General features: G+C 69.1%; 18 protein-coding genes, 1 tRNA gene and 2 pseudogenes. 12 read left to right on the top strand and 9 right to left on the bottom strand.

Translation table 11 applies throughout. From position 1 onward, the window contains the following. The first annotated feature begins 148 nt into the window (after nt 1-148). From OG429_RS02085 to OG429_RS41345, 6 genes and pseudogenes are all read left to right on the top strand, one after another. Nucleotides 149-391: a hypothetical protein gene (locus OG429_RS02085; protein WP_328923530.1), complete on the top strand. Its 243-nt coding sequence runs from the start codon at nt 149-151 to the stop codon at nt 389-391. A 397-nt stretch (nt 392-788) separates the two neighbouring features. After that, nucleotides 789-1,418, top strand: coding sequence for a class I SAM-dependent methyltransferase (locus tag OG429_RS02080; RefSeq protein ID WP_328923529.1), 630 nt, complete (start codon nt 789-791; stop codon nt 1,416-1,418). 614 nt (nt 1,419-2,032) lie between these two features. Then, nucleotides 2,033-2,568, top strand: a pseudogene (locus OG429_RS02070) (DUF1062 domain-containing protein). Nucleotides 2,569-2,681: 113 nt separating this feature from the next. Further along, nucleotides 2,682-3,110, top strand: coding sequence for a hypothetical protein (locus tag OG429_RS02065; protein ID WP_328923528.1), 429 nt, complete (start codon nt 2,682-2,684; stop codon nt 3,108-3,110). Between the two features lie 445 nt (nt 3,111-3,555). Further along, a complete protein-coding gene (locus OG429_RS02060) occupies nt 3,556-5,010 on the top strand; it encodes a tannase/feruloyl esterase family alpha/beta hydrolase (RefSeq protein ID WP_405680634.1) in 1,455 nt (484 codons plus the stop codon). Between the two features lie 481 nt (nt 5,011-5,491). Next, on the top strand, nt 5,492-5,848 hold the full coding sequence (locus OG429_RS41345; protein ID WP_443051223.1) for a hypothetical protein: 357 nt from the start codon (nt 5,492-5,494) through the stop codon (nt 5,846-5,848). Between the two features lie 177 nt (nt 5,849-6,025). Here the strand turns inward: OG429_RS41345 and OG429_RS02050 are convergent, their stop codons facing one another. Then, a complete protein-coding gene (locus OG429_RS02050; protein WP_328930132.1) occupies nt 6,026-6,538 on the bottom strand; it encodes a hypothetical protein in 513 nt (170 codons plus the stop codon). 903 nt (nt 6,539-7,441) lie between these two features. Here OG429_RS02050 and OG429_RS02045 point away from each other — a divergent pair. The 4 genes from OG429_RS02045 to OG429_RS02030 all read left to right on the top strand — a co-directional run bounded on the left by OG429_RS02045 (nt 7,442) and on the right by OG429_RS02030 (nt 10,965). Continuing rightward, nucleotides 7,442-7,903, top strand: a complete 462-nt coding sequence (locus tag OG429_RS02045) for a DUF3592 domain-containing protein (protein ID WP_328923527.1) — start codon at nt 7,442-7,444, stop codon at nt 7,901-7,903. Between the two features lie 593 nt (nt 7,904-8,496). Continuing rightward, a complete protein-coding gene (locus tag OG429_RS02040) occupies nt 8,497-9,036 on the top strand; it encodes an ArsR/SmtB family transcription factor (protein WP_328923526.1) in 540 nt (179 codons plus the stop codon). Beyond that, nucleotides 9,033-10,319, top strand: a complete 1,287-nt coding sequence (locus tag OG429_RS02035) for an MFS transporter (protein WP_328923525.1) — start codon at nt 9,033-9,035, stop codon at nt 10,317-10,319. The genes OG429_RS02040 and OG429_RS02035 overlap by 4 nt, the downstream gene beginning before the upstream one ends. A gap of 572 nt (nt 10,320-10,891) precedes the next feature. Further along, nucleotides 10,892-10,965 (top strand) — tRNA-Ala (locus OG429_RS02030). A 371-nt stretch (nt 10,966-11,336) separates the two neighbouring features. On the opposite strand, the gene OG429_RS02025 is transcribed toward OG429_RS02030, so the two are convergent. Continuing rightward, a complete protein-coding gene (locus OG429_RS02025; RefSeq protein WP_328923524.1) occupies nt 11,337-12,383 on the bottom strand; it encodes a PI-PLC domain-containing protein in 1,047 nt (348 codons plus the stop codon). A gap of 1,173 nt (nt 12,384-13,556) precedes the next feature. Beyond that, a complete protein-coding gene (locus tag OG429_RS02020; protein WP_328923523.1) occupies nt 13,557-13,898 on the bottom strand; it encodes a HopJ type III effector protein in 342 nt (113 codons plus the stop codon). Nucleotides 13,899-14,215: 317 nt separating this feature from the next. Between OG429_RS02020 and ligA the strand changes: the two genes are divergently transcribed. Beyond that, the gene (ligA, locus tag OG429_RS02015) at nt 14,216-16,255 is read left to right on the top strand and encodes an NAD-dependent DNA ligase LigA (protein ID WP_328923522.1); all 2,040 of its coding nucleotides are present in this window, start codon (nt 14,216-14,218) and stop codon (nt 16,253-16,255) included. Between the two features lie 1,988 nt (nt 16,256-18,243). On the opposite strand, the gene OG429_RS02010 is transcribed toward ligA, so the two are convergent. From OG429_RS02010 to OG429_RS01990, 5 genes and pseudogenes are all read right to left on the bottom strand, one after another. After that, nucleotides 18,244-19,458, bottom strand: a complete 1,215-nt coding sequence (locus OG429_RS02010; RefSeq protein ID WP_328923521.1) for an alpha/beta hydrolase family protein — start codon at nt 19,456-19,458, stop codon at nt 18,244-18,246. Nucleotides 19,459-19,860: 402 nt separating this feature from the next. Next, nucleotides 19,861-20,226, bottom strand: coding sequence for a hypothetical protein (locus OG429_RS02005; RefSeq protein WP_328923520.1), 366 nt, complete (start codon nt 20,224-20,226; stop codon nt 19,861-19,863). Nucleotides 20,227-20,297: 71 nt separating this feature from the next. Continuing rightward, the gene (locus tag OG429_RS02000) at nt 20,298-20,876 is read right to left on the bottom strand and encodes a maleylpyruvate isomerase N-terminal domain-containing protein (protein WP_328923519.1); all 579 of its coding nucleotides are present in this window, start codon (nt 20,874-20,876) and stop codon (nt 20,298-20,300) included. 44 nt (nt 20,877-20,920) lie between these two features. Beyond that, nucleotides 20,921-21,055: pseudogene (locus OG429_RS01995) on the bottom strand (IS630 family transposase); the annotation flags it as partial. 76 nt (nt 21,056-21,131) lie between these two features. Continuing rightward, entirely contained in the window at nt 21,132-21,503 is a 372-nt protein-coding gene (locus OG429_RS01990) for a winged helix-turn-helix transcriptional regulator (RefSeq protein WP_328923518.1), read from the bottom strand. An 84-nt stretch (nt 21,504-21,587) separates the two neighbouring features. Between OG429_RS01990 and OG429_RS01985 the strand changes: the two genes are divergently transcribed. Further along, complete coding sequence (locus OG429_RS01985; protein ID WP_328923517.1) at nt 21,588-22,496, top strand: NAD(P)-dependent oxidoreductase; 909 nt, start codon at nt 21,588-21,590, stop codon at nt 22,494-22,496. Nucleotides 22,497-22,547: 51 nt separating this feature from the next. On the opposite strand, the gene OG429_RS01980 is transcribed toward OG429_RS01985, so the two are convergent. Next, the gene (locus tag OG429_RS01980) at nt 22,548-22,787 is read right to left on the bottom strand and encodes a hypothetical protein (protein WP_328923516.1); all 240 of its coding nucleotides are present in this window, start codon (nt 22,785-22,787) and stop codon (nt 22,548-22,550) included. Nucleotides 22,788-22,837 lie beyond the last annotated feature (50 nt).

Genomic DNA, 22,837 nt, shown 5'->3' with positions numbered 1-22,837 from the left:
GTAGTTGGTCCCCGGGCTCACTCCAAGCGTTTTGGCGATCGCGGTGCTGGAGTGCTCGGGGTGGGGCAGCAGGTCCCGGGCCATTCGGAGGATCTTCTCGTCGACCGGGGTAGGACCGCCGGACCCTCAGGGGTGCCAGAGACGATGAATGCTCTTGGAGGAGGCCGACGCGGCGGGAAACCTCATGGCGATTGGCCACCTCCTGGTGATGGCCAACGGCACCGCGAGCCATGACCGCACTGCAGCGGAGACAGCGATCGCGGAGCAGGCCGACGCTCTGCTGGCCGCGGATGCACAGGACAGCAGCAGGAGGAGATCCTTGGCAGCTCAGCAGGAGGTGGAGCGGGCCCGGCGGGTCAGCGGAGCGTCCGGGCGCTGGGGCGTGAGGTGATGCGGGATTCGGTGCGCAGGCTGCTGCGGCGGAGGAGGAAGCCGGCGATGTCCTCAGTGCCCGTGAGCGGGAGCTCGTTGCGTCGTGGGAAAGACGTGCTGGTTTCGACGGACTTCCATCAGCAACCGGCCGTCCCGCCAGCAAGGAGCCCGGTCGGTTCAGTGGACGCTGACGGGGCCGTGTACCGCTGGACACGTGCCGGCTGGACCATCGCCGTGGTCACGTCTTGGGCACCGACTACTTCACTGACCGACGTCAGCGCGGCTCCTGACGGGGTGTGGGAGGAGCTTTCTCCGAACTACTGGGGTCGTCCCGCACTCAGGCGATGGGATCAGCCCCAGGGGCGGTATGGAGCCGGAGAACGGCAGTGAACGGCAAGGGTGTTAGCTTCTTCCCCGTGGCGGAACATCAGGACGAGACGAGGGCGGCCTACGACGGGGTCGTCGAGCTCTATGCGTCGATGTTCGCCAATCGGTTGGAGACGCACCCGTTCTCGCGGAACATGATCGGCACATTCGCCGAGCTGGTGCGCGGGACGGGGAACCCGCGGACAGCCGACGTCGGGTGCGGGCCTGGACATCTGACGGCCATGCTGCACGAACTGGGGCTGGACGCCTTCGGGCTCGACCTCTCCCCGGGAATGGTCGACCATGCCCGGCGGGCCCATCCGGCGCTGCGGTTCGATGAGGCGCGGATGGAGGCCCTGCCGGTCGAGGACGCCGCGCTCGGCGGCGTGCTGGCCCACTATTCGATGATCCATACCCCGCCTGGGGAATTGCCCCCGCTGCTCGCCGAGCAGGTACGTGTCCTGGCACCAGGGGGCCTGCTCCTGGTCTCGTTCTTCGCGACCGACGGGCCGGAGCCGGTCCGCTTCGACCACAAGGTGACGCCCGCCTATAGCTGGCCGGTGGACCAGTTCGCCGAGTTGCTGGCTAGGGCCGGGCTCGTCACGTTCGCCCGGCTGCTCCACGACCCGGCCTCCGAGCGAGGCTTCCTCGACGCCCACTTGCTGGCCCGCCGCCCCTAAGGCCTGTCGTCACATTCCCGTCTGCCCCGCGACGGGATCAACGCGACCATTGCCCAGCCTGACGATCAGCGGGCCAACCGTAGGCGCAAGGGCCGAGTCGGCGGACGACCGCCCGCGTTCGACAAAACCCAGTACCGCCGCCGCAACGCTGTCGAGCGGTGCGTCAGCAAGTGGAAACAGCTCCGAGCCGTCGCCACGCGATACGACTGTGAGGATGTTGGGGTGCCGCTTCGGGCGGTGGCCTGACTCGCGATACGACTGGCCCTGGTGCCTTGAGTTTGATCTGTCGGCCACTGCTCGAGGCGGTACTCGCTGCCGCCGGGCAGGGGCCGTGTCCCGACCCGCACCGAACACCGGATCATCACGGTCCGGGTGCGAAGTCGCCGCCCCAGGAAGCCGAGCCGTTCCCGCGTGACCGGAAAACCGGTGGAACGGCGCCGCCGTGCGGGCTTACCGTGCTGCCCGAACGCGTCGTCGAGCCGAAGGCAGGCCCTTGTACACCCTGTGAGACCCCCCGAGAGCTGATCGGTCGCGCGTCGCGCATCTGCGCGCCGTGCTGCTTCCTGCTGCGGATTTCTCACTGAAACCGGTGTACACCTGTACTCAACACCTGGGTGGTCACTCCCACCTGCCTGCCCCTCGTCCGCCGTCGTTGCCATGCGTGCGCATCCGACCACTTCCGGGCGAGCGGCAAGTTCCGCGTCAACGCGAACCACAAGGCGCTCGACGCCTGGCTCCTCGTCCTCTGCACCGGGTGCGGGGACACGGCGAAGCTCACGATCTTCGAGCGGGCGAACGTCCGCTCCGTACGGCCGGAGCTGCTGGACCGGCTGGGCACGACAACGACCACGGTCTGACCGCCGAGTTGCTCCAGGACCCGGTCCTGCAGCGTCGCAACCGCGTCGCCCTCGACTGGGACGGCGCCTGGCGCCTGGACACAGGCGGCTCGAACCACCTGGACCGCGAGGTAATCGACGTCTCGGTCCGCTTCGCGGCCCGGATACCGGTCCGGCCGGTACGGCTCATCGCGGAGGGCTGTGTTCTCGCTCGGGCCGAGGTCGAGCGCCTGATCGCGGAGGGGAGTCTCGTCTCGGCGGTCCGGCTGGGCGCCAGGCTCTCCGGTGACTTCACCTTCACGCTCAAGCGCTGATTCGCGTCCACCTCCCCTTCTGCGGCCTGAACTGACAGGTCGCGGAAGGGGGATGTACGACCCGCGGGATAGGGTGCGCGCGATCGGCCCAACTACCTTCGTGGAGAGGGAACATGCGCATATCCACTGCCCTGCCCGCCGCCCTTGCCCTGACTGCCGCGACGCTGGCGGGAGGGGCGACCCCGGTCGCCGCCGAGACCACCCTCAGCACGGTCAACCTGGAGGCCGGTGCCAACCTCCACCACAACACCGCGACGGTGAACTACGAGCGCATCGACGGCGCGGTGAACTCCGTCAAGGTCACCTACGTGCTGATCACCTCCGGCGAGCGTGACTGTGCCTGGGTTCAGTGGAACGACCCGAAGGCCGGCGGGGACGGCTGGACCTCCCTCACCCCCGAGCCCTCGTGTTACGGCATCGGCATGGGCGAGACGCGCGAGGTCATCATCAAGGCCCCGGCGGGCCACCCGCTCAAGGTGCGCCTGGCCGCCTACCACTCCGACAGCGTCGACGTGATGCACAAGGACATCGCGAAGCTCTAGCCACGCGGCCGGAGGGGACAGCCGGCCCAGACGGTCTTGCCTGGGCCGACTCGGTCCCGTACGCCCCAGCGGATCACGAACTCGCGTACGAGGAGTAGCCCGTGTTCGGCGTCGGTCGCGGACGGCGGCGGGGGCGGGTTCGGCAGCCGTCCAGGGAACGGAGATCACGGTGGACCCGGACGCCGCCGTCCCCCAGGGCTACTTCGCGGCCCAGAACGTCAGGCGGCACCGCGAGCGAGCAATTGCGGAAGTCGGAAGTCAACGACGGTTGAGGGCCCGTCCGCGGGGCGAGAGCAACCCTCTCCCCGCTGCTGTGGTGTGGTGCACCGCCCCACAGCCCAGGTCGGGGCTGTGGGGGTCCTACCTCTGCCCAGGGCGGCGCGGTGAGCCATAGCGTCCCGCCTTGCCCACAGACGCGACTTCACCGGAGGTATCCGTGCTCTCCATGCTCAGAACAGCATCACCGCCGCAACGTCCACGGAGGGTGCCACACATCGCCATGGTGCGGCGGGCTGTCGCCGCGGCTGCAACGCTCCTGACCCTCGCCGCTCTCCCGGCGGCCGCCCAGGACCGGAGCCATGCCGCTGGAGATGCGTCGGCGGCCCATTGTGCGACGCTCGCGTGGCTCAGGGTGCCGGGTGCCGAACGTCAGGACAAGGCGTGCTTGGCCGAGCTCACCACGGCAGGGACCGTTGCCTCCGGACACACCGACCCTGCCGACTGGGCGGGCTTGACCCCGGCCGGGCTCTCCGTGCCGAGCGGGGTCCCCGGAATCCAGATCGACGGATACTTTCCGGACAGTTCGACGACAAACACCAACCACGGCTGGCAGCATGACGCCCAATTCGTGATCCGCCTGCCCGACCGGTGGAACGGCGGTCTGGTCGTCGCCGGTTCCCCGGGTGTCCGCGAGCAGTACGCCAGCGACCGGGCCATCGGAGACTGGGTCCTGGCCCGCGGGTACGCGTTCGCCGCGACCGACAAGGGCAACACCGGGGCCGCCTTCTACCGTGACGGCCGTGCTCCCGGTGACGCGCTCGCCGAATGGAACACCCGGGTCACCCAGCTCACCCGCGCCGCCCGAGCCGTCATCACACAACGCTACTTGCGGCCCCCCGCACGCACGCTGGCCACCGGCATGTCCAACGGCGGATACCTGGTCCGCTGGCAGCTGGAGAACCATCCGGAACTCTACGACGGCGGTGTCGACTGGGAAGGCACCCTCTGGCGCGAGCAAGGGCCGAACCTGCTCACCTTCCTGCCGCCCGCCCTCGCCGCCTACCCCGCCTACGCCGGAGGCGGCGAGGGGGCCGAGCGCGCCCACCAGCAGATGACCGCCGCTGGCTTCCCGGCCGGCTCGGAATTCCTGTGGCCCTTCCACCACCAGTACTACTGGGATCTGACCCAGCGCATCTACCGTGAGGAACTCGACCCCCACTACGACGGCACTCTGGAGGCCGGCCACCCCTTCTGCGCACCTGGCAGCCCCGGCTGCGACGCCGACTACGACTACCGCTCCCGGCCCGACGGCGTCCGCGAGGCGATCTCGAAGATCGCTCTGACCGGCCGGATCGGCAAACCTCTGATTACGGTGCACGGAACTCTCGACGTGCTGCTGCCCATCAGCCAGGACTCCGACGTCTACGCCCGCATGGTGGGCGACGTCGGCCGCGGCCACCTCTTCCGCTACTACCGGGTCGAGGGAGGAACCCACGTCGACTCGCTGTTCGACGCCTTCCCCGACAAGCTCCGGCCCCTCCTCCCGTGCCATCGTGCCGCCTTCACGGCCCTGGAGGACTGGACCGGCCGCGGCGTGCAGCCCCCGGCCGGCCACACGCTGCCCCGCCCTGCCTCCACCAGGCCCGAGGATTTGCTGACGAGCTGCCCGCTCACCTCATAGTTCTCACCGCCGGTCGCCCGAAATCGACATCGGTTCCCGCCCGGACATGTACAGACCAGACATCGGCTCGACCAGCCGCACCATGGTCCGTCGGGGGACTGGGAGGCCCACCATCTGAACAGCTCCAGCAGAACGCCGGCACGTTGATCGACACACTGATGAACGCCACGAGCCCCGGCCACGTGTCCCAGAGCGGGACACCATGGCGTCGGCGGACTCGTGTTCTCTTCGGCTCGGATCAGAGCCCGTCAACCCTGGCGCTCGCCGATACGTCGTAGACCAGGTGACCGTGCGGTGGCTGCCGGGTGGGAGCTGACGTCCCGGCGGGCGATGCCTTCGGCGTCGACCGCGTCGGGCGCCGGGGGCGGTGAAGTCCAGTGTGCCGCGCCCGCTGAATCCGCTGCCGCGGACCAGGTCCACGGGACCTGCGAGCAGCGCGTGGCCGGACCGGTTTTCGAACCGCACCACCCGGGTGACCAGCGTGGACGAGGTGGCTCAGGCGCACCTCGACCGGCCCGGCGAACGCAGTTTCCAACGTCAGCTCGATATGACCGACAAGCTCAGCGGACGCTTCCTCGGAGAGGCGCATGGCCTGCTGACCTTGTCCGAGTCCGGTGGCGAGAGCGGCCAGCCGGACCTCCACGGTGCGGAGTTGCTCGCCGTGTCGCGCTCCTCGTCCACCCGGTCCAGTTCGCGGGTCCAGCGGAGCCGTTCGGTCTCCCCGGAGCCGGCGCCTTCGCAGATGTCCCGCAACAGATCGGCGGCGGGGCGGCCGAGGAGGTCGAGGCGGGCGTGCCGCGTGTACGCGGTGGCGCAGGACGGAGCGGTCGTCAGCTGACAGCAGTGGCCCGCGCGGCGTCCAGCTGCGGACGATCCGCACGTCGAGTACGGTCGCCGGGTGATCGGCGGTCAGCTCGGCATGGAGGGTCCGGTCGACGGCCAGCGCACTGACCGGCCCGAGACGCAGCCGCTGGACCCCTGCCTCAAGGTCAGAAGACCGACCGGGTAGTAATACTCAGCGGCCCAGCCTGTGTCGGACGTAGTCCGGCTGAGCCGCACCGACCTCAAGGCGGTTCTCGTCCATGCCGTTGACGATCCGCAGGCAGTCGCTGGCGAAGACGAACTCCACTGCCACCGTTCCAGCCGCCAGGTCACGTTCCGCTGGCCGCCACTCAAGGAGCGTTACCTCCCGCAGTTTCTGCCCGACGAACGGTTCGAGGCGTTCATCGCTGTGAGACCACTGAGGCGTGAGCTCGGACGATTCCCAACCAGCGATGGTCGCCGAGGTGTCGATCGTGTCCTGGGCGATCGAGAGTTCGTCGAACTTCCAGTGGCAAACCTCCACCTGGATGCCGTCGAAGTCCAACACCACCGGGCAGTCGGCGAACCAGTCCCCGTCTTCGGCGAACCGAACCAGGGCGAAACCTGTCAGCCGCCTACCAGCGAGCATCGCCAGGCGCGATCCGTGCGCCTGCCGAATCGCCTCGACTCCGACCAGGAAGGACGGCTTGAAACCAGAGATTCCCATGTTCACAGCACCTGAGTATCCCGGCCCTGGACCCAACTGGCCAACACATATCGGCTGCGCTGCCGGGTCTGCGGTGGGTGGTGTTTCATGGCGCCGATGAGTTGCTCGGCCATCTTCAGTTCCTTGGCGGTGGCCTTCGTCTTGCCGGGGAGGTGGTCGATCCCGGCCTTGGGGTTTCTGGTCTCGTCCGCCCAGTGAAGGGTGTGCAGGGTGAGGAGGCCGTTCTCGGCGTTGAGGGCGACGAGGTACTCGTGCTGGGCATCACGAAGGTGGCGCTGCCCGCCTTTCCGGCCTTGGCCAGGGCTTGTTCCAGCAGGCCGTAGACCGTCCCGTACTCGGCGCCGCGCGGGCCGAGGCAGTAGCTGTTCCGAAGAAGACCGGGTTCACTTCCGCGAGGTTGACGAATCCGGCAATGTCCAGTGAGCGGGAGCGGCCCGGGGTGATCTCGTCCAGCTCGACCTCCTTGCCGGTGCGCTCGTTGATCCGCCGGTTGCGGATTCGGTCGGAGGTGCCGCGCTGGAGCTGATGGAGTGGATTGTGTGGCTGTCGGTGGCCGTGTACAGGCCCACGGGCAGGCCGACCTTCTTTGAACCAGCGCTCGCCGGCGAGCGCCGTCCGCGAACGAGCATTCAGAGGCGACGAACGGAGTTCCTGAAGACCCGGCAGACCGTGGCATCCTTCCGACCTGCTGCCCGCTGGCTTCGAAGGACCGGAGCGGGCCTGTGACGGCCCCGGGTGGGTCGTCGGTCGCGCTCTGCTCACGCACGGGACCTGCGAAACTGAATCTGGTGCACAGGCGTCCTGACGGGTAGTAGTCGAACCGGGGGTGCGGGGGCCTGCGCGTTGCGCGGGGCGGTCGTGCACCGGGCCTCGCGTCGCCGCTTCCGAACCGAAACAGGTCTCATGTCGCCTTCTTCTGCTCTGTGGATCCTTTCCCTCGCCTTTGCCCTGCCGGGTGCCGTGCTCGGTGCGGCGTCGTACCACAAGGTCCGGGAGACCCGGCGTCTGCTGCGCGACGGCGTGCGGGCCCAGGGGGTGGTGATCCGCCTCGAGGCGATGCGGATGGAGGGCGGGGGCTCGGACGGCTCGATCACCATCCGGAGCACCGGGACCACGGCGTACGCGCCGGTCGTCGCCTGGACCACGGCGGACGGCCGGGCTATGGAGACCACGTCGGGAGTGGCCCGCCCGCTCAACAGGACTCCTGCCGTCGGCACCCGGGTCGAGGTCCGCTACGACCCCGCGCGTCCCTCCCGGTGGATACTTCCGGCCGGAGGCAACGGCCTGTGGTGGGTCTTCGTCGGAGTCGGTGCGCTCTTCACGGTGCTCGGGCTCGGGTTCGGCGTCGGGGCGCTGTACGCGTAGGCGCCCTGATGCCCAGTCAGGGCGGCTCGGGAGGAACGCCGGGCGAAGGCCCCATGCCCCACGGCTCACCTCGTGTGGGCGGGGACGTCGGGCGTGAGTAGTTGGGGCACAGAAGTGCCGCTGAGATTGATCTCGGTCTGATCTGCCTACTGTGTGGGGGCTTCGAGCTGGCGGGGCACTGCGCTGGCGCGCAGCTCGCGCAGGTCCGGGATGCGGTCGTAGAACGTCCCCGGCGAGACGCCGAGCCGCTTGGCGATCGAGGTGATCGAGCGGCCCGGGTCGGGCAGCAGGTCACGGGCGGCCCGGGTGATCTCCTAGGTGGCGACGCTGGGGCGTCCGCCGACCCGGCCGCGGGCGCGGGCGACGGAGAGGCCCTCCTCGGTGCCGATGACGAGGGTTTCTCGACGACTCAAGGACTTAGGCGGTGCGGATGAGCTTCCTCACCGGCCCGGAGCGAAGCCGTCCGGGTGCGGGTTGGGCGAGGTCGTGAAGGAGAGCGCAGGAGCGAAGGCCGCGTGTGCTGGACAGCCGGTTCCGGAAGCCCGAACGAAAACCCCTTGCCCAATGGTCAAGAAACGTTGACCATTGGAGACATGCCTACCGATGATCTTCCCGAGACGTTCCACGTCACCACTGACGAGCAGCTGCGCGCCGTCTCCAATCTCACGCGTCACCGGATCATGGCCGTGCTCCGCTTCGAGCCCGCGACGATCACGCAGATCGCCGAGCGAGTGGGCCTCGCGAAGGGGAGTTCCAGCTACCACGTACGGCTGCTGGAGCGGGCCGGCCTGGTGAAGGTGGTGCGAACGCGGAAGGTCCGGGGTGTCACCGAGCGGTACTACGCCATGGCCGCGCGGGCGATCGTGCTGCCGGACCGGGGCGAGGGAGAGCCGGACGTGCTGATGCGGCACGCGGTGGCGGACCTGGAGGCAGCGCCGGTGGACGGCGAGCGGCACGTCCGGATGGCGCATCTGCGGCTCACCGAGGCGCAGTTCGCGGAACTGGGGGCGCGGCTGCAGGCACTGGCGGACGAGTACCGGGAGCTGTCCGACCCGTCGCTGCCGAACGCGTCACTCGTCTTCGCACTGTTCCACCCGACACCGCGCGAGCAGGCCGAAGGGGACGCCAAGTGACCTCAGACGCTGGGAAGTTGCCGGCCGGGTTCGGACGGCTGTGGACCGCGCAGACCGTGTCCTCGCTCGGTGACGGGGTGTTGCATGCCGCGCTGCCGCTGCTCGCGTTGACGTTGACGCGGGATCCGATGGCGCTCGCCGTCGTCACGGCCGCCGGAACGCTGCCGTGGCTGCTCTTCGGGGTGCTCGGCGGTGCGCTGGTGGACCGCTGGGATCGCCGGCGCACGATGTGGATCGCGGACGCGGCGCGTGCGGTGCTGCTGGCGATACCCGCGGCAGCGGCCGCGTTCGACGTGCTGAGCATTCCGCTGCTCGCGGCCGTCGCCTTCCTGCTCGGCCTCGGCGGACTCTTCTTCGACACGGCCGCCACGGCCTACCTGCCGGATCTGCTCGGCCGCGATCCCGCGCTCCTGGAGCGCGCCAACTCCCGCCTGCGCGGCGCCCAGACCGCCGCATCCGGCTTCGCGGGGCCGCCTGCGGGCAGTGCCCTGCTCACGCTCGGGCGGGCGGTTCCGCTGCTCGCCGACGCGGTGTCGTTCGCGCTCTCCGCACTGCTCGTACGGTCGCTGCCTGCCGCACCCCGGCCCGTACCGCAGGCCCGTGAGTCGCTGCTGCGGCAGGCGCGGGCCGGCGCCTCGTACGTATTCCAGGATCAGTTGCTGCTCGGACTCGCGCTGCGCCCGGCGGTCGGGAACATCGCCTTCCTCGCCGTGGAGACCGTACTCGCCCTCTTCGCGCACGATCGTCTCGGCGTCGACACCTTCGGCTTCGGCCTGCTCCTCACGGCGGAGGCCGCCGGCGGCCTGCTCGGCGCGGGCATCGCCTCCTTCCTCGGCCGGCGACTCGGCACCGGCACGGCACTGACCTGCACGGCCGCAGTCGAGGGACTCGCCATCCTGGGCCTCGCCGCCGCCCCGAACCCGTACGTCGCCGGCCTCGCGCTCGCCGTCTGCGGAGCGGGCATGGGCGCCACGATGGTGCTCGCCCCCTCCCTCCGACAGGCGATCGTCCCCGCCCACCTGATGGGCCGGGTCGCCTCCACCTCCCGCATGCTCGCCATGTGCGCCGCCCCGGTCGGTGCCTTCCTCGGCGGCTGGCTGGCCACCACCTACGACGTACGCACCCCGCTCTACACCGCCGCCGGCCTCCTCCTCACCATGACCGCCGTCACGTCGACCATGACCAGCAACCGCCGGGTCGAGGCGGCGCTGCGTCCCGCCGCCCCGGCCGTTGATCCAGATCACCCGGATTCCCGGGATCCCGTTCACGAGGGTGCCCTTTAGGGCTCGGCGAGGTCGTTGAGCCAGCACTACGCCCAGCTCGGCGTTCCTCGCTTCGGCCCCGGAGCGTCGGGCACCTGGCCTCCACGAGATGCGACGAGTGGCCCGCGGGCCGGGTGCGCCGCCGTCAATCCTCGTCGTCCTCGACAGCCTCCGGGTCCCGGAAGGGGCGCAGGCCCTGACCGGGTCCGCTGACCTTGATGTTGAACAGATAGCGGCCCAGGAAGTTGATGTGCCGGTCCTTCAGGTAGCGGGTGTGCCACAGGACGACGGCGTTGAGGACCAGACCGAGGGCGGCGCGGGTCGAACGACGCCAGCTGATCGTAGAGCGCTGGTTCAGAAAAGGTCAGCCTGCCAGTAGGCCTCTACACAGCCGCCGACAGCCACACCATCCACTTCCACCAGCTCCAAAGCGGCACCTCCGACCGGATCCGCAACCGGCGGGTTAACGTGGCTTCGCTCACGAAAATGGGTTCCGGCTCAGGTTTTGTGATGTCTTCGCGGTGAGTGATCAGTCCTCTTGGATGAATTTCAGAGCGCTGGGTGCGGGTTGCTCGTATGATCGGGGGTGGGATGGGGCTCGTAGCGCAGCGGTTGTCGCGCCTTCACCGCATGTGGGAGGACGCCGGTTCGAATCCGGCCAGCCCCGTCCCGCTCTCTGAACTCATGCCAGCAGGGCGCGCCTCCGTAGGAGTTGGAAGCCTGTGCGTCCGAACGTCTGGCGCTAGGCCGTCGTACACCTCGACGCGGAACACCTCCCCGGCGCGGAGCGTGAGCTCGTGGCACCCGTCGGCGTGCAGGTTGGCGTTCGTGCGGTGGTGCGCTTGTACCCGCCCTGCCGGAACGGACACCAAGGCGGTGCGGGCCGCTCGGGCGGGCCGTGGACGTGCGCCGGGAGCTTCCGACGGACACAAGGCCGGCCGGGAGCACGACCCGTTTCCGCCTCGTTGCGACGCCCCGGACCGGACGAGCCGCCCACCGGCACGCCGACGCCCCGGCTCGTCCGGTCCGGGGCGTACCTCAGGGGCTCGCGTCGAGCTCCGCGACGATCGAGGCGGGGGTGTGGCCGCTGCCGTCCGACAGGCGGTGGAAGTCGACGGAGATGAAGTTCGGGTCGCGGCCCCCGGCCGCGGGCCGGCACTGCTCGGCGATGCGGTTCCTCAGTTTGGCGCCGTTGTCCAAGGCCGCCGTGAGGACCGTGGGGACGTTGCGGTGGTGGCTCATCGTGAACAGGCGCCGGAATCCCGGCTCCTGGCGGTCCAAGGGCACATCGGGCCAGCGGCTGACGCACGTGAGGTCGTTGCCCAGGTCCCCGAGGCTCCAGTAGTTGCTCACGGTCCAGGACCTGTCGTACATGACGCCCAAGTGCTCGCGGTCGGACCGGTCGGAGAAGATCAGCAGCCGTTTGCCGGCGGTGACGAGGTCGGCCACCTTCGGCCAGCCGTGCTGCCGCACGCCCCACTCGTCGGGCCGGAAGACCACGTCCTGCAACCCCCGTACCCTGCCAAGGGAGTTCTGTAGCTGTTCGGCGCTGACGTAGTCCTCGAGGAAGACGGTCACGACCTCCTGCGGGTGTGCGGCGAGGAAGTCCACCACGGTCTGCATCGTGCCGTGGAAGGATTGCCGTGGCAGGGCGTACGTGGCTCCGGCGAAGGTCTTGCAGTCGCCGTGGCACAGGTAGACGTCGCTCGGATAGCAGTCGCTGCCGAAGCTGATGACGCACAGCCAGGTGCTTCGCTCGTACCAGTGCGTGTCCAGACTCAGGCCGCGGACGCCGTTGTCGAGCTGGGCGCGCACGGACTCGGACTGGTTCACCGAAGTCCAGCGGGAGTCCTCGTAGTTGGTGAAGGCGTTGTGGGTGGCCAGGAAGGCGACCTCGTCGAGGCGGCGGTCGCCCCAGCGGGCGGTCGCTGCGTCGGCCGCGCGCGTGCCCGCCGGGGCCGGGTCCGGGGCCGCGGTCCTGGTCGAGGCGGTCGCGGTGGTCGCCGTACACAGGAGGGCCAGCAGGAGGAGACACATCAAGGAGTGCCGACCGGCTCTTCGTTGAAGCATGTCCATGTCAAACATGGGCGGAGGTTAGCGCGCGCACCGTCGATGCGCTTCCCTGCGGACGCGCACGGCTGGATTTCGACGGGCGGCGCACCCGCGGCCCACGCCGTGCGCGCCGCCCGATTCCGAGCCTGCGGATGCGGCGGCGCCGCCCGTGCGGCCCGGCCGCGGTCACGTGCCGTTGCCCTTGGGCTGCCACCCTTTCGGAGGGGAGCCCGTGATGCGAGTAAGGGGCGCGCACGTCCAAGTCCTGGGTGATTTGGCCCTCGTTACGGTGTGCGGCGGCCGCCGAGCCGACGTCGGCCGGCCCGTCGGTGCGGCTCTCGGCGGACTGGTGGACTGGCGGACTGGAGGACGAGGTGGCGTCGGTGGTCCTGGACCTCACCTACGGGCGCTGGGGGCAGAGGCGGCCCGGCCGCGGAGCTCGGTGACTGTCGAGCCCCCGCCGACGTCAGCGCCACTGCACTCATGCAGTGGGGGTGTCGGCCTGGTCGTCAGCGAGTAGGTCGTCGAGGCTGGATGCCTTCCGCCACTGTCGTCGTTGCGGCGCCCGGTCAAGCAGTGGGGCCGCCGGTCACGGGGACGTGAGGTGCTGAGGGATTCGGTGCGCAGGCTGCTGCGGGCGGCGGAGGAGGCCGGCGAGGTTCTCAGCGCCCGTGAGCGGGAGCTCGTGTCGTGGAAGAGGCGTGCCGGTCTCAACGGCGCCCCGCCAGCAACCGATCGTCCAGGGGGGCGGGGAGCCGGGGAGCGGGCTTGACCGGGATGGCGGGCCGGACAGCGGCCCACGGTAAGGCAGGCTCATGACGTGGCGTGTCCGGCCTGCGGCGCGGAGCCTGGAGTCCGGCGCGAGACCGCCGGGGGTTATCACCCGTCCCGTGTGGGCGGGCTGGGGCGTTCCTTGCGCTCTCGGTGTGGCCGGACACGATCGCCGGTCAGGACACATACCTGTCGGTGCGGTTGCTGTTGGAAACGGTGGTCTGGCACCTGGGGTACATGGATATGGAACGTGGAGGGGAACAGATTGAGGAAGGCGCGCGAGAAGCGAGCGGGCGGATCCGCCGGACGGACCGTGCTGGGCAAGAGATCGCCCCGGCCACAAGCCGCCCAAAAGGACCCTGTACTGCGCGTTCTGCCTTGCCGACGTCGATGCGGTCTCTGGCTACAAGAAGGTGCTCGCCCGGATTTCGCTGTTCAGCTCTTGCGGACCAAGGGTTGCCCGGCGAAGCTCACCCCTGCCAGGCCATGGGCCACGAGGTTGCGAATGTTGCCGTGATCAGTGTCGTTCGGCGTCGCCAGCACACTGCGATAGTGCTCACCGAATGCCAGCAGCGCTTCCTTTTCGCTCAGCCCTTCCAGCAGGGCCAGTCCCAGCGTCTTGCAGGAACCCTCGTTCTCACCTGCGGCATTTTCCAGTTCCCCGTTGCGGAACGCCTGCGGCTGATACTCGTAATGCGCGGCGACGAAGGCCAAGGTGTCGGCGAACTCGTGCTCACCTGACGCAAGGCTTGCCCGCAGCGAGTTCAGATCAGTCATGTCGGTTCCTCTGGGTTGAACTGGGTTGAACAGACGATCCGATTGCCGTCCGTGACCGGACGACCATACCCCCCTTGAGGCCAGCCGGTAAGAATCGCGCCACATGCCGGAACGAGCGGCATCTCCGCAGGTCACGATATGCAACTGTGTGACCCGCCGAGAGCCGGTTTCGGTCCGGGCGATCGACCGCGAGGGCGGTGCTGAATCAGCAGGCCGTCGCCGTTCCCGCCCTGTGCCGCAGGGCGGCCCGGTTGCGTGCCGTGGCAAGGCGGGGTCGGGCGGCGGCGTTGTCAGTGCGGGGCAGGATGATGACCTTCATGACCGAAAACAGTGCCCTGCTCTCTCCTGCCGCCTACGTGGAGGCCGTGACCACCGCCGTGGCGGCGTCGGCCGCGTACTACGGCGACGGGACCACCCCGCTCGGTGACGACGAGTACGACGGGCTGCTGCGCGCCATCGCGGCCTACGAGGAGGAGCACCCGGACGAGGTGCTTGCCGAGTCGCCGACCGGGAAGGTGGCGGGCGGGGCTGTGCAGGGTGACGTGCCGCACTCGGTGTCGATGCTCTCCCTCGACAACGTCTTCGACGCCGACGAGCTCGCCGAGTGGGCCGCAGGGCTGGAACGGCGTCTCGGGCACCCTGTGGCTGGGTGGTGTGTGGAGCCGAAGCTCGACGGCCTCGCGGTGGCCGCCCGGTACCGGGGTGGTCGGCTCGTTCAGGTCCTCACCCGCGGCGACGGCTTGGCCGGCGAGGACATCACCCACGCCGCCGACGCCGTCCTCGGTCTGCCGCCGGTACTCACCAAGCCGATCGACGTCGAGTTGCGCGGCGAGGTGCTGCTGACGACCGCGCAGTTCGAGGAGGCCAACCGGATCCGGCTCGCCCACGAGGCCACGCCCTTCGCGCACCCGCGCAGCGGAGCGGCCGGCACCCTCCGGGCCAAGGACCGCCCCTACCGGATCGAGTTGACCTTCTTCGCCTACAGTGCGATCGGCCTGGACGACCTCGGCCACGTCGCTCTGCTGGAGAACCTGGCAGCGCTCGGCGCGAACACGGCCGCCAGCACGGCCGCCGCCCCGATGCGATGCGAGACCGTGGAACAGGTACAGGAACGCATCGACGTGATCGCCGGCCTGCGCGGAGACCTGCCGTTCGGGATCGACGGTGTCGTCGTCAAGGCCGACACGGCCGAAGACCAGCGGCAGGCCGGCAACGGCTCGCGCGCCCCGAGGTGGGCGGTCGCCCGGAAACTGGCGGCCGAACACAAGGTGACGCGCCTGCTGGCGGTGGAGTGGAACGTCGGCCGGACCGGGATCATCGCCCCGCGCGCTGTCCTGGAGCCCGTGGTCATCGACGGGGTGACGATCACCTACGCCACGCTTCACAATCCATCCGATATCACCCGTCGCGGACTCATGATCGGCGACCAGGTGTTCGTGTACCGGGCCGGCGACGTGATCCCCCGGGTCGAGGCACCGCTGATCGACCAGCGCAGCGGCTCCGAGAGCCCGATCGTCTTCCCCGAGGCGTGCCCCCGCTGTGGCGACGCGATCGACACCTCCGAGCAGCGGTGGCGGTGCGTGCGCGGCCGGAGCTGTCAGGCCGTGGCCTCGGTGATCTACGCGGCTGGCCGGGACCAGCTCGACATCGAAGGTCTCGGCGGCACGCGCGCGATCCAGCTGGTGGAGGCCTGTCTGGTCAAGGACGTCGCCGACCTGTTCACGCTGACCCGCGAGCAGCTCCTCGGTCTGGAGCGGATGGGTGAGACCAGCGCCGCCAACCTCCTGGCCGCGATCGAGACCGCCCGCGGGGCCGCATTGAGCCGCGTGTTCTGCGCCCTCGGTGTCCGCGGCACCGGGCGCACGATGTCCCGCCGGATCGCCGCGCACTTCGGCTCGATGGCCGCGATCCGGGCCGCCGACGCGGACACACTGGCCGGGGTCGACGGCATCGGCACCGAGAAGGCCCGCGTCATTGCGGCCGAACTCGTCGAACTCGCCCCGCTCCTCGACAAGCTCCAGGTCCAGCAGGTCGGCACGCAGGTCACCGAGCCGCAGAAGCCCGCGACCGACGCGAACGACGGCGAGGACTCGGCGGACGGCCCGCTGGCCGGACATGCCGTCGTGGTAACCGGCTCCATGACCGGCCCCCTTGCGGTGTTGTCCCGAAACGAGATGAACGAGCTGATCGAGCGGGCCGGCGGAAAGGCGTCGTCGTCGGTGTCCAAGCGCACCACCCTCCTGGTGGCGGGCGAGAAGGCCGGCTCCAAGCGCACCAAGGCCGAAGAACTGGGCATCCGCATCCTTGACCCCGAGGAATTCGCCGTTCTCGTCGCCGAACTCCTCCCCACTACCTAGCCATCGCCGCCCGTCAGCCGTTGGCACGGCCCTGTCCGGCGCCGCCCCGGAAGAGCAGCGATACCGGCCGTCGGGGCGGGGCAGCGGCTCTGTCGAGCCACCCGGTGATCGGCTGCCGTGAACACCGCGATGGGGCGGTTGCAGGCGCGGTGCTGTCCGAGGCGCTGCTCAAGTAGCCGGCGCGCCGTGGACGAACGGTGTAGTCGGCCGCTGCTGGTCAGGTCCAGGTCGCGGCCGCCGCTTCCAGTGGAGTCGGCGGCCGGTATGCGGCACCAGCCCTGACAGCAGTTCGGGCCGACGCCGACCGTCGCTCGGATACGTCGTAGCAGGGGAGAGAAGTGCGAGGACGGTTCGAAGGGGGAGCTCACGGTCGCTGCTACGCGGCCCGTTCCGTTGGTGTCCAGTCTGGCCTTTTGGCCGTCGGCCCATCCCCGCGCCGGCAGGAGTAATTGCCCGGGTGCGTTTTCTGTCCCGCGTCCGGATAGACCCCTGCTCCGGCGAGGACTGACCCCACTGTTGAGTTCAGAAGCAGCGAGAGGACGTGCCCCACTCCAGGGCGTCTCACGCCGCTCGATGGGATGCGGGCCCAACTCCCATTCCGGCAGCCAGTCGGTCGCGAGCGTCCCGGCCAGGGGTCCGCGGGACCACTCGCCGAAGCCGAGCCCGGTCTCATGCCAGTCCGCCCATCCACGGCGGAAGGCCGACACCGTCCAGTCGCCGCCGAGACCCTGGCCCAGGGAAAGGAGGTCTCCCTCGATCGTGTGACCCCACTGCAACAGCCCGTCCGGCGCGGGCGGGACGGGCTGCGGCACGGCAGGGGAGCCCGCGAGCTGTCGGCTCCACCGCTCTCCGTACGCACGCAGGTCTACGGCACCACAGAAATACAGGTAGCCGGAGATCAGCATGTCGCCGTACGTGGCGGCCACGGCCACGTAGTCCGGCGGGAATACGACTCCCCAATCCCGGGCGACCGCCTGGATCGCGGCGCCATCCGCTTCGGACCCGGCGGGAGAGCCGAGTAGCTCCTCCAGGGTACACGCACCCCGCGCCACGATAGCAGCTTCCCGGGCCAGGACGGGCGGGGTCGTGGAACGGATGCCCCCCGCGTCGGCGGGGAACGCAGGGCTGGTCTATAGGTCACTTGACGCATTTCTTCAGAGGTTCGGCCGCTGCCACCCTGGCTCGGGGTCTTGGGCCGATCTTTTGCGCGACGAGCCGCCGGTGGCCACGCCGGGAGACCTGCGCACTCTCCTCCATGCCATGGCGGCCGACTACGCCCGGAGCCGCGCCTGGACCGCAGACAGGCAAGCCGCGGGGCAGTGGCCGGCGACGGGGGCGGCTGGGCGAACGCCTCGCTCGCCGGGTTCCTGGAATCCTGGGAAAGCTGGCTGAGCTCCTGGCTCGGCAGGCCACGGCGGTCCTCGGGCGTTCCGCCGATCGAACCGGTGACCTGGGAGTCAGTCGCCCTTCAGCTCGGCGCGGCCCGCGTCTACGCATGACACCGCCCGAGGCTGTGCTGTACCAGCCCTCATCAGCTGTGTCGGTCAATCTTCAGTGAGATCGGTAGAAGTTCGGTGAGACGGACAATGGTGAAGTCGGTCCGACGGAAGGCACTCACCTGGGCGGACCAACTTTGCTGTCACTGCGATCGCGTGGCACCGCCCGCCCGTTCGAACCCTGTGATTTGCGTCGACTGGATCGGGTGGCAAGGGGCGGCTGCGGACTGGATTCACTGTCGACGGAGAGTTGCATCGGCGAGCCGACTGCTGAAGCGCCCTGCGGCATCGCCTGGCTGCATCTTGTGGACTGTCCTGTGACAAGTGATCTCGACCGTTTGTCAAACGATCTTGACTGCGCATCCCTTGCGTGTCGTACAAGCCGTCCCACGGCGCGCTGAACCCGAGGCGGTTCGGGTAGAACTCGGCCCAGTCGTCCGTCCTGCTCTCTCAAGCGCCTGCGACGGACCTCGGCGTCACGGTCCCGGGTACTCACGGGAGGAACGTCACTGCAGGGAAGGCTGGGGACGGCCCGTCGAGCAGGTGTCCCCGTCGGTGGCGCAGGTGTTCGTCGAAGAACGCGAGCGGGTATGCCTGCTGGATCTTCACCGCCTGGTCAGGGTCGAGGGTGCCGATCAAGCCCTGGAGCTGCTGTCCGCTCCATCCGAACAGCTTCGCCACCTGTGGGAACAGCGCCTCGTTGTCGCCGTACGAGACGTGGGCGGCGCCCTGGGCCTGGATGTTCAGTCGCCAGCCTCGCAAGTGCGACCAGAACGCGGCGGCCTCGGGATCCGTGGCCCGGGTGAACACGGCGGACATCATCATGAACGGCCGGTCCAGATCGCCGGCCAGCGGCGGGTTCATCTGCATCGGGCCGTCGAGACTCAGCCCGGCCCGGATGCGCTCGTCCGCGAGCGTGGCGCGGGCGGTGGCCGTCCCGCCCTTCGACCAGCCGAACGCGCCCATGCGCTGCATGTCGAGGGAGCCGAGCAGCCCGGCCGGCAGCTCCCGCTGGTCGGCGTCCGGATTGCACCCGGCGGCGAGCTGCTCGACGCAGTCAAGAACGAAGCGCAGGTCCGCGGCGAAGTCTCCAGGCAGCGTCGGCGCCTTCCGGTCGTAGAGCGGGACGGCGACCCGGCCGTCGGGGAACTCGGTGTACGTGTCGTATTGGTGAGCCACCGTCACAACTGCGTATCCGTGGCTGGCGAGCTCCTGGACCATGATGGTGTGGTCGCCCTGGTGGCTGTGCGCGCCGTGCGAGAACACGACGACGGGCAGCCGTCGGCCCGACCGCCGCACCGGAGCGGCCACGTGGCCGGCGGTGAGCGGCGCCAGGGGGGCCAGGGCGCTGAACCCCGCGTCGGCGAGGAACGCCTGAAGTGCGCCTGCCGGCATCCAGGGCGCCACCGGGTACCGCTGGACGTCGCGGGCGGGGTACCAGACGGTGGCCATCAGCTCGCGGAAGTGCCCAGGGCCCGCGATGTCGTCCGGGCGCGACCGGTCGACGAGGCGCAGTTGGACCGTGCCCACCGGGTGCGGTCCGGTTGGCACGGGCAGCGTGAGCCGCGTCGGGGCGGGCGTGCCGGGGTCCGCCCACGCGGGGCTGGCGATGGCGGCAAGCGGCAAAGCGGTCCCGGCGGCCAGCGCGGCTCCCAGCATGCGGCGGCGCGTCATGCCCTTCCGGCTGATGAACGGCGTGGTGGTCATGGTCCCTCCCATGGTGACGGATCGTCAATCGTGCCGTGACGGCTAGTCCGTGGGCACAAAGGAACGCTGTCACGTGCCCCTCCCGTGCGGCATCAGCCCACCGATTGATCACTTGCTGGGCATCGGCCCACGGGTTTACATCCTGGGGCCGATGCGGTCGGCGGTGGCTTCCTCCCGGTGCCAGGTCGGCGGCCGGCGCACCGCACCACAGCAGATGGAACACCACCCTGAAGATGAACGGCCAGCCTGTTCGTCTCATCGCAGTTTGACCAGACCGGCTGTCCCAGCTGTCCCGTCTCGAAGGATCCGGTTCCTGTCTCAAGTGGTCTGGTCCGATTCGCCTGCGGGCTCAGGTGGCCTGGTTCTCCGATGCCCATCGGACATCCAGGCGGCTGGGCCGCCTCACAGACACACCCAGCAGTAGAGCTGCTCGCCGGCTTCGCGAGCCCGCCTGCCGAGCCGGATGATTTCTTCGGCTACCGGCTGCATGTCTCCGGCATGCGCTCCGTGGAGTTCCTCCGCCTGCACCCACCTGGAGACGATGGCTGGCACTTCGGAGTCGCGCACTGCCGCCAGAGTGTCCCGTACCAGAGGATTGAGTTCGGATACCCACGGTCCCGTCACCCAGGGGTTGTCCGCATCCTCGGGGTCGTCCGGGCCGGGAACCGCGGAGGTCGGCCACACGGTCGTCTCCTCGACCAGGTCCACGCGCCACTGAACCTGACGAATGGCAGCGGTCAGCATCGCCAGAACAACAGCCGGATCCACGCGCTCGGCGCTCTGACCGCATAGGTTCACCGTGTTTGGGGGTGTCTCTCGGTCTGCCTCCCCAGGTCTGATCACTCGGCTGCTGCCGCCCGCCATGTCCATGAGGTGCGGCGGGGGCGGTCGTCCAGGTCGCCCCTGCCGGTGCACCAGAGGAGGACATGAGCCGGGTCTCCGGGCGGAGCGTCGGGAAAGAGGCGGTGGAGTACCGCCTCACAAAGAGGGGCCGGGGGCAGCCACGGCACGCCCAACCCCTGGGCGATGTCATGGGTGTGCAGGAGAACCTCGGCGACACCCATTGCCGCGAAGCCTGGCGGGTCGCAAGGACCCCAGTGCCAGGCCCGCACCTCCGGGCCGGCCGTGGCCAGTGCACTGCCGAGCAGCCCCGCGCAGGCGGTGACCACCTGGAGTACCTCGCGCGGGGAGCTGTCCGAGTGGACGGCGAGGTCGAAGGGTAAGTATGCGTCCGCTGGGCGCGCGGCGACCTGCCCGGCGTAGGCCAGCAGGTCATGGGCGATGTGGGCGGCCGTCGTCCAGCAGCTCCATTCCAGCGAACCTGCCGGCACTGACCAGTCCTCCGCGTCGTGCGGTCCGAGTACCCGCACCATCTCGCTCACGGCCTCGGTCACGTCTCGGTTGTCGATGTAGCGCATCAGGCGATGCTATGGCTGCGACACGAGCGTTCAGCCGTCCACGGTCAGGTCGCTGTCGCGTTTACGAGAGGGCGACCGCCCCAACGGATGCCCTTCTCGCTGCGGATCCGGGCGCGTTCACGGCGTTGGGCGGCCAGGACGTCGGGGTGACTGGCGTTGGCGTTGCGCCACCGCAGGTATCTCTTTATGCAGCACAGTGCCCGCAGCATTCAGCCCTCAGGAGTGGCGCACACACGGGGTTGCTGGCCGGGATGCTTACCCGTGTGAGGTCTCCGCTACGTCGACCGCTTCGGATCCTTCGCGACGCATCCGCTCAATCCCCCAGGCGCCGAGCGGCCCGAGCGCTTGATTAAGCGTGCGCCCGTGCGCAGTCAGGGAGTACTCCACCCGCGGCGGCACCTCGGCATAAACCTCTCGGTGCACGAGACCGTCCTCCTCCATTTCACGCAGGTGCTGCGTCAGCATCTTCTCGCTCACTCCCGGCAGACCGCGACGGAGCTCAGCGAAGCGCCGTACGCGATGGGCGTCAAGTTCCCAGAGGATCAGTCCCTTCCACTTGCCGCTCACCACGTCGAGCGCAGCGTCGATGCCGCAGATGTAAGGCCCGCTTCTCGGCGCCTTGGCCATCACTGATCCCCCTTACGAAAAGGTAAGTACCGCAGAAAATAGTAGGTACTTACGAGCGTGGTGACACTCTCCGACTATGGAGAGGTGAACGAACAACAGAACCACACCACCAGGCAAGGCAGCGCTGTCACCGTGATCGGGCTTGGCCCGATGGGCCAGGCGATGACCCGCACCCTCCTCACCGCCGGCCACCCGGTCACCGTCTGGAACCGCACTGCACGTCGGGCCGACGGCGTCGTCACCGACGGGGCAACGCTCGCGGCGACACCCGGCGAAGCGGTCGAAGCGAGTGACCTTGTAATCCTCAGCCTCACCGACTACCAGGCGATGTACGACATCTTCGACAGCACCACCGCATCGCTCGCCGGCCGGACGCTGGTGAACCTGAGCTCTGACACTCCCGACCGCTCACGCGAGGCAGCAACCTGGGCAGCGGGCCACGGCGCCGCCTTCCTCACGGGAGGTGTCATGGTCCCCGCGCCGATGGTCGGCACGGAGGCAGCACATGTCTACTACAGCGGCCGGGACCAAGTGATGGAGAGCCACCTGGCGGCGTTGACAGTGCTGGGAACACCGAAGTATCTGGGCGAAGACCCGGGCCTGGCCCAGATGATGTATCAAGCCCAACTCACGGTGTTCCTCACCACCTTGTCCGGACTGATGCACGCCACCGCGATGCTCGGTACCGCCGGAATGAAGGCCAAGGAAGCACTGCCAGAGTTGCTCTCCTCCGCCGACTCGATTGGCGACATCCTCAAGGCTGCTGAAGAGAACCCCGGCACCGGGCTTGATGCTGGAGAGCATCCCGGCGACCTCAGCACGGTCACCATGATGGGCGCGACGTCCGACCACATCGTCGAGACCAGCACGTCACTCGGCCTCGACCTCGCGCTCCCGCTGGCCGTGCAGGCCCACTACCGGCGCGCGATCGAGAACGGACACGGCAGCGACAACTGGACCCGCATCATCGACAGCATCCGAGGACCGCGCTGACCAAATGCGAGACCGATGAACACACGCCCAGGCGCGTAGGGGAGCGGCCGGTCACCGGCTGGTCGCCTGGGTGGTGGCAATCAGGGCGGCGATGGTCTCCCAGCCGTGGTGCCACACGCTGTCGAGGCAATACGCGCCATTGATTCCGTGATCGGCCAGGTGCCAGAAGCTGCCCTCGCCGGTCGTCGTGGCGAGCGTCTCCAGTATCGGCAGCTTCGGATATTCAGACGTGCGGAATAGGCCGTGGACCGGGGGAGAGCCGCTCGGGGCACGGAGGCTGGCCCCGGGCATGCCCTCCCCACGGTTTACTCGGTAGCGTCGCCCGGGTGAATCTTCAGCTC

The sequence above is a fragment of the Streptomyces sp. NBC_00190 genome, assembly GCF_036203305.1.
Classification (GTDB): domain Bacteria; phylum Actinomycetota; class Actinomycetes; order Streptomycetales; family Streptomycetaceae; genus Streptomyces.
The sequence above is the reverse complement of the archived record's forward strand: the minus strand, read 5'-3'. Positions and strand labels throughout refer to the sequence as shown.

Bases quoted from the DNA above. Each gene is read 5' to 3' on its own strand.
- OG429_RS02025 (WP_328923524.1), bottom strand. From the start codon at position 12,383: ATGTTTGACATGGACATGCTTCAACGAAGAGCCGGTCGGCACTCCTTG.
- OG429_RS02010 (WP_328923521.1), bottom strand. From the start codon at position 19,458: ATGACCACCACGCCGTTCATCAGCCGGAAGGGCATGACGCGCCGCCGC.
- OG429_RS02060 (WP_405680634.1), top strand. From the start codon at position 3,556: ATGCTCAGAACAGCATCACCGCCGCAACGTCCACGGAGGGTGCCACAC.
- OG429_RS01980 (WP_328923516.1), bottom strand. From the start codon at position 22,787: ATGCCCGGGGCCAGCCTCCGTGCCCCGAGCGGCTCTCCCCCGGTCCAC.
- ligA (WP_328923522.1), top strand. From the start codon at position 14,216: ATGACCGAAAACAGTGCCCTGCTCTCTCCTGCCGCCTACGTGGAGGCC.
- OG429_RS01990 (WP_328923518.1), bottom strand. From the start codon at position 21,503: ATGGCCAAGGCGCCGAGAAGCGGGCCTTACATCTGCGGCATCGACGCT.
- OG429_RS02040 (WP_328923526.1), top strand. From the start codon at position 8,497: ATGCCTACCGATGATCTTCCCGAGACGTTCCACGTCACCACTGACGAG.
- OG429_RS02000 (WP_328923519.1), bottom strand. From the start codon at position 20,876: ATGCGCTACATCGACAACCGAGACGTGACCGAGGCCGTGAGCGAGATG.
- OG429_RS02020 (WP_328923523.1), bottom strand. From the start codon at position 13,898: ATGACTGATCTGAACTCGCTGCGGGCAAGCCTTGCGTCAGGTGAGCAC.
- OG429_RS02050 (WP_328930132.1), bottom strand. From the start codon at position 6,538: ATGGGAATCTCTGGTTTCAAGCCGTCCTTCCTGGTCGGAGTCGAGGCG.
- OG429_RS02045 (WP_328923527.1), top strand. From the start codon at position 7,442: ATGTCGCCTTCTTCTGCTCTGTGGATCCTTTCCCTCGCCTTTGCCCTG.
- OG429_RS02065 (WP_328923528.1), top strand. From the start codon at position 2,682: ATGCGCATATCCACTGCCCTGCCCGCCGCCCTTGCCCTGACTGCCGCG.
- OG429_RS02085 (WP_328923530.1), top strand. From the start codon at position 149: ATGCTCTTGGAGGAGGCCGACGCGGCGGGAAACCTCATGGCGATTGGC.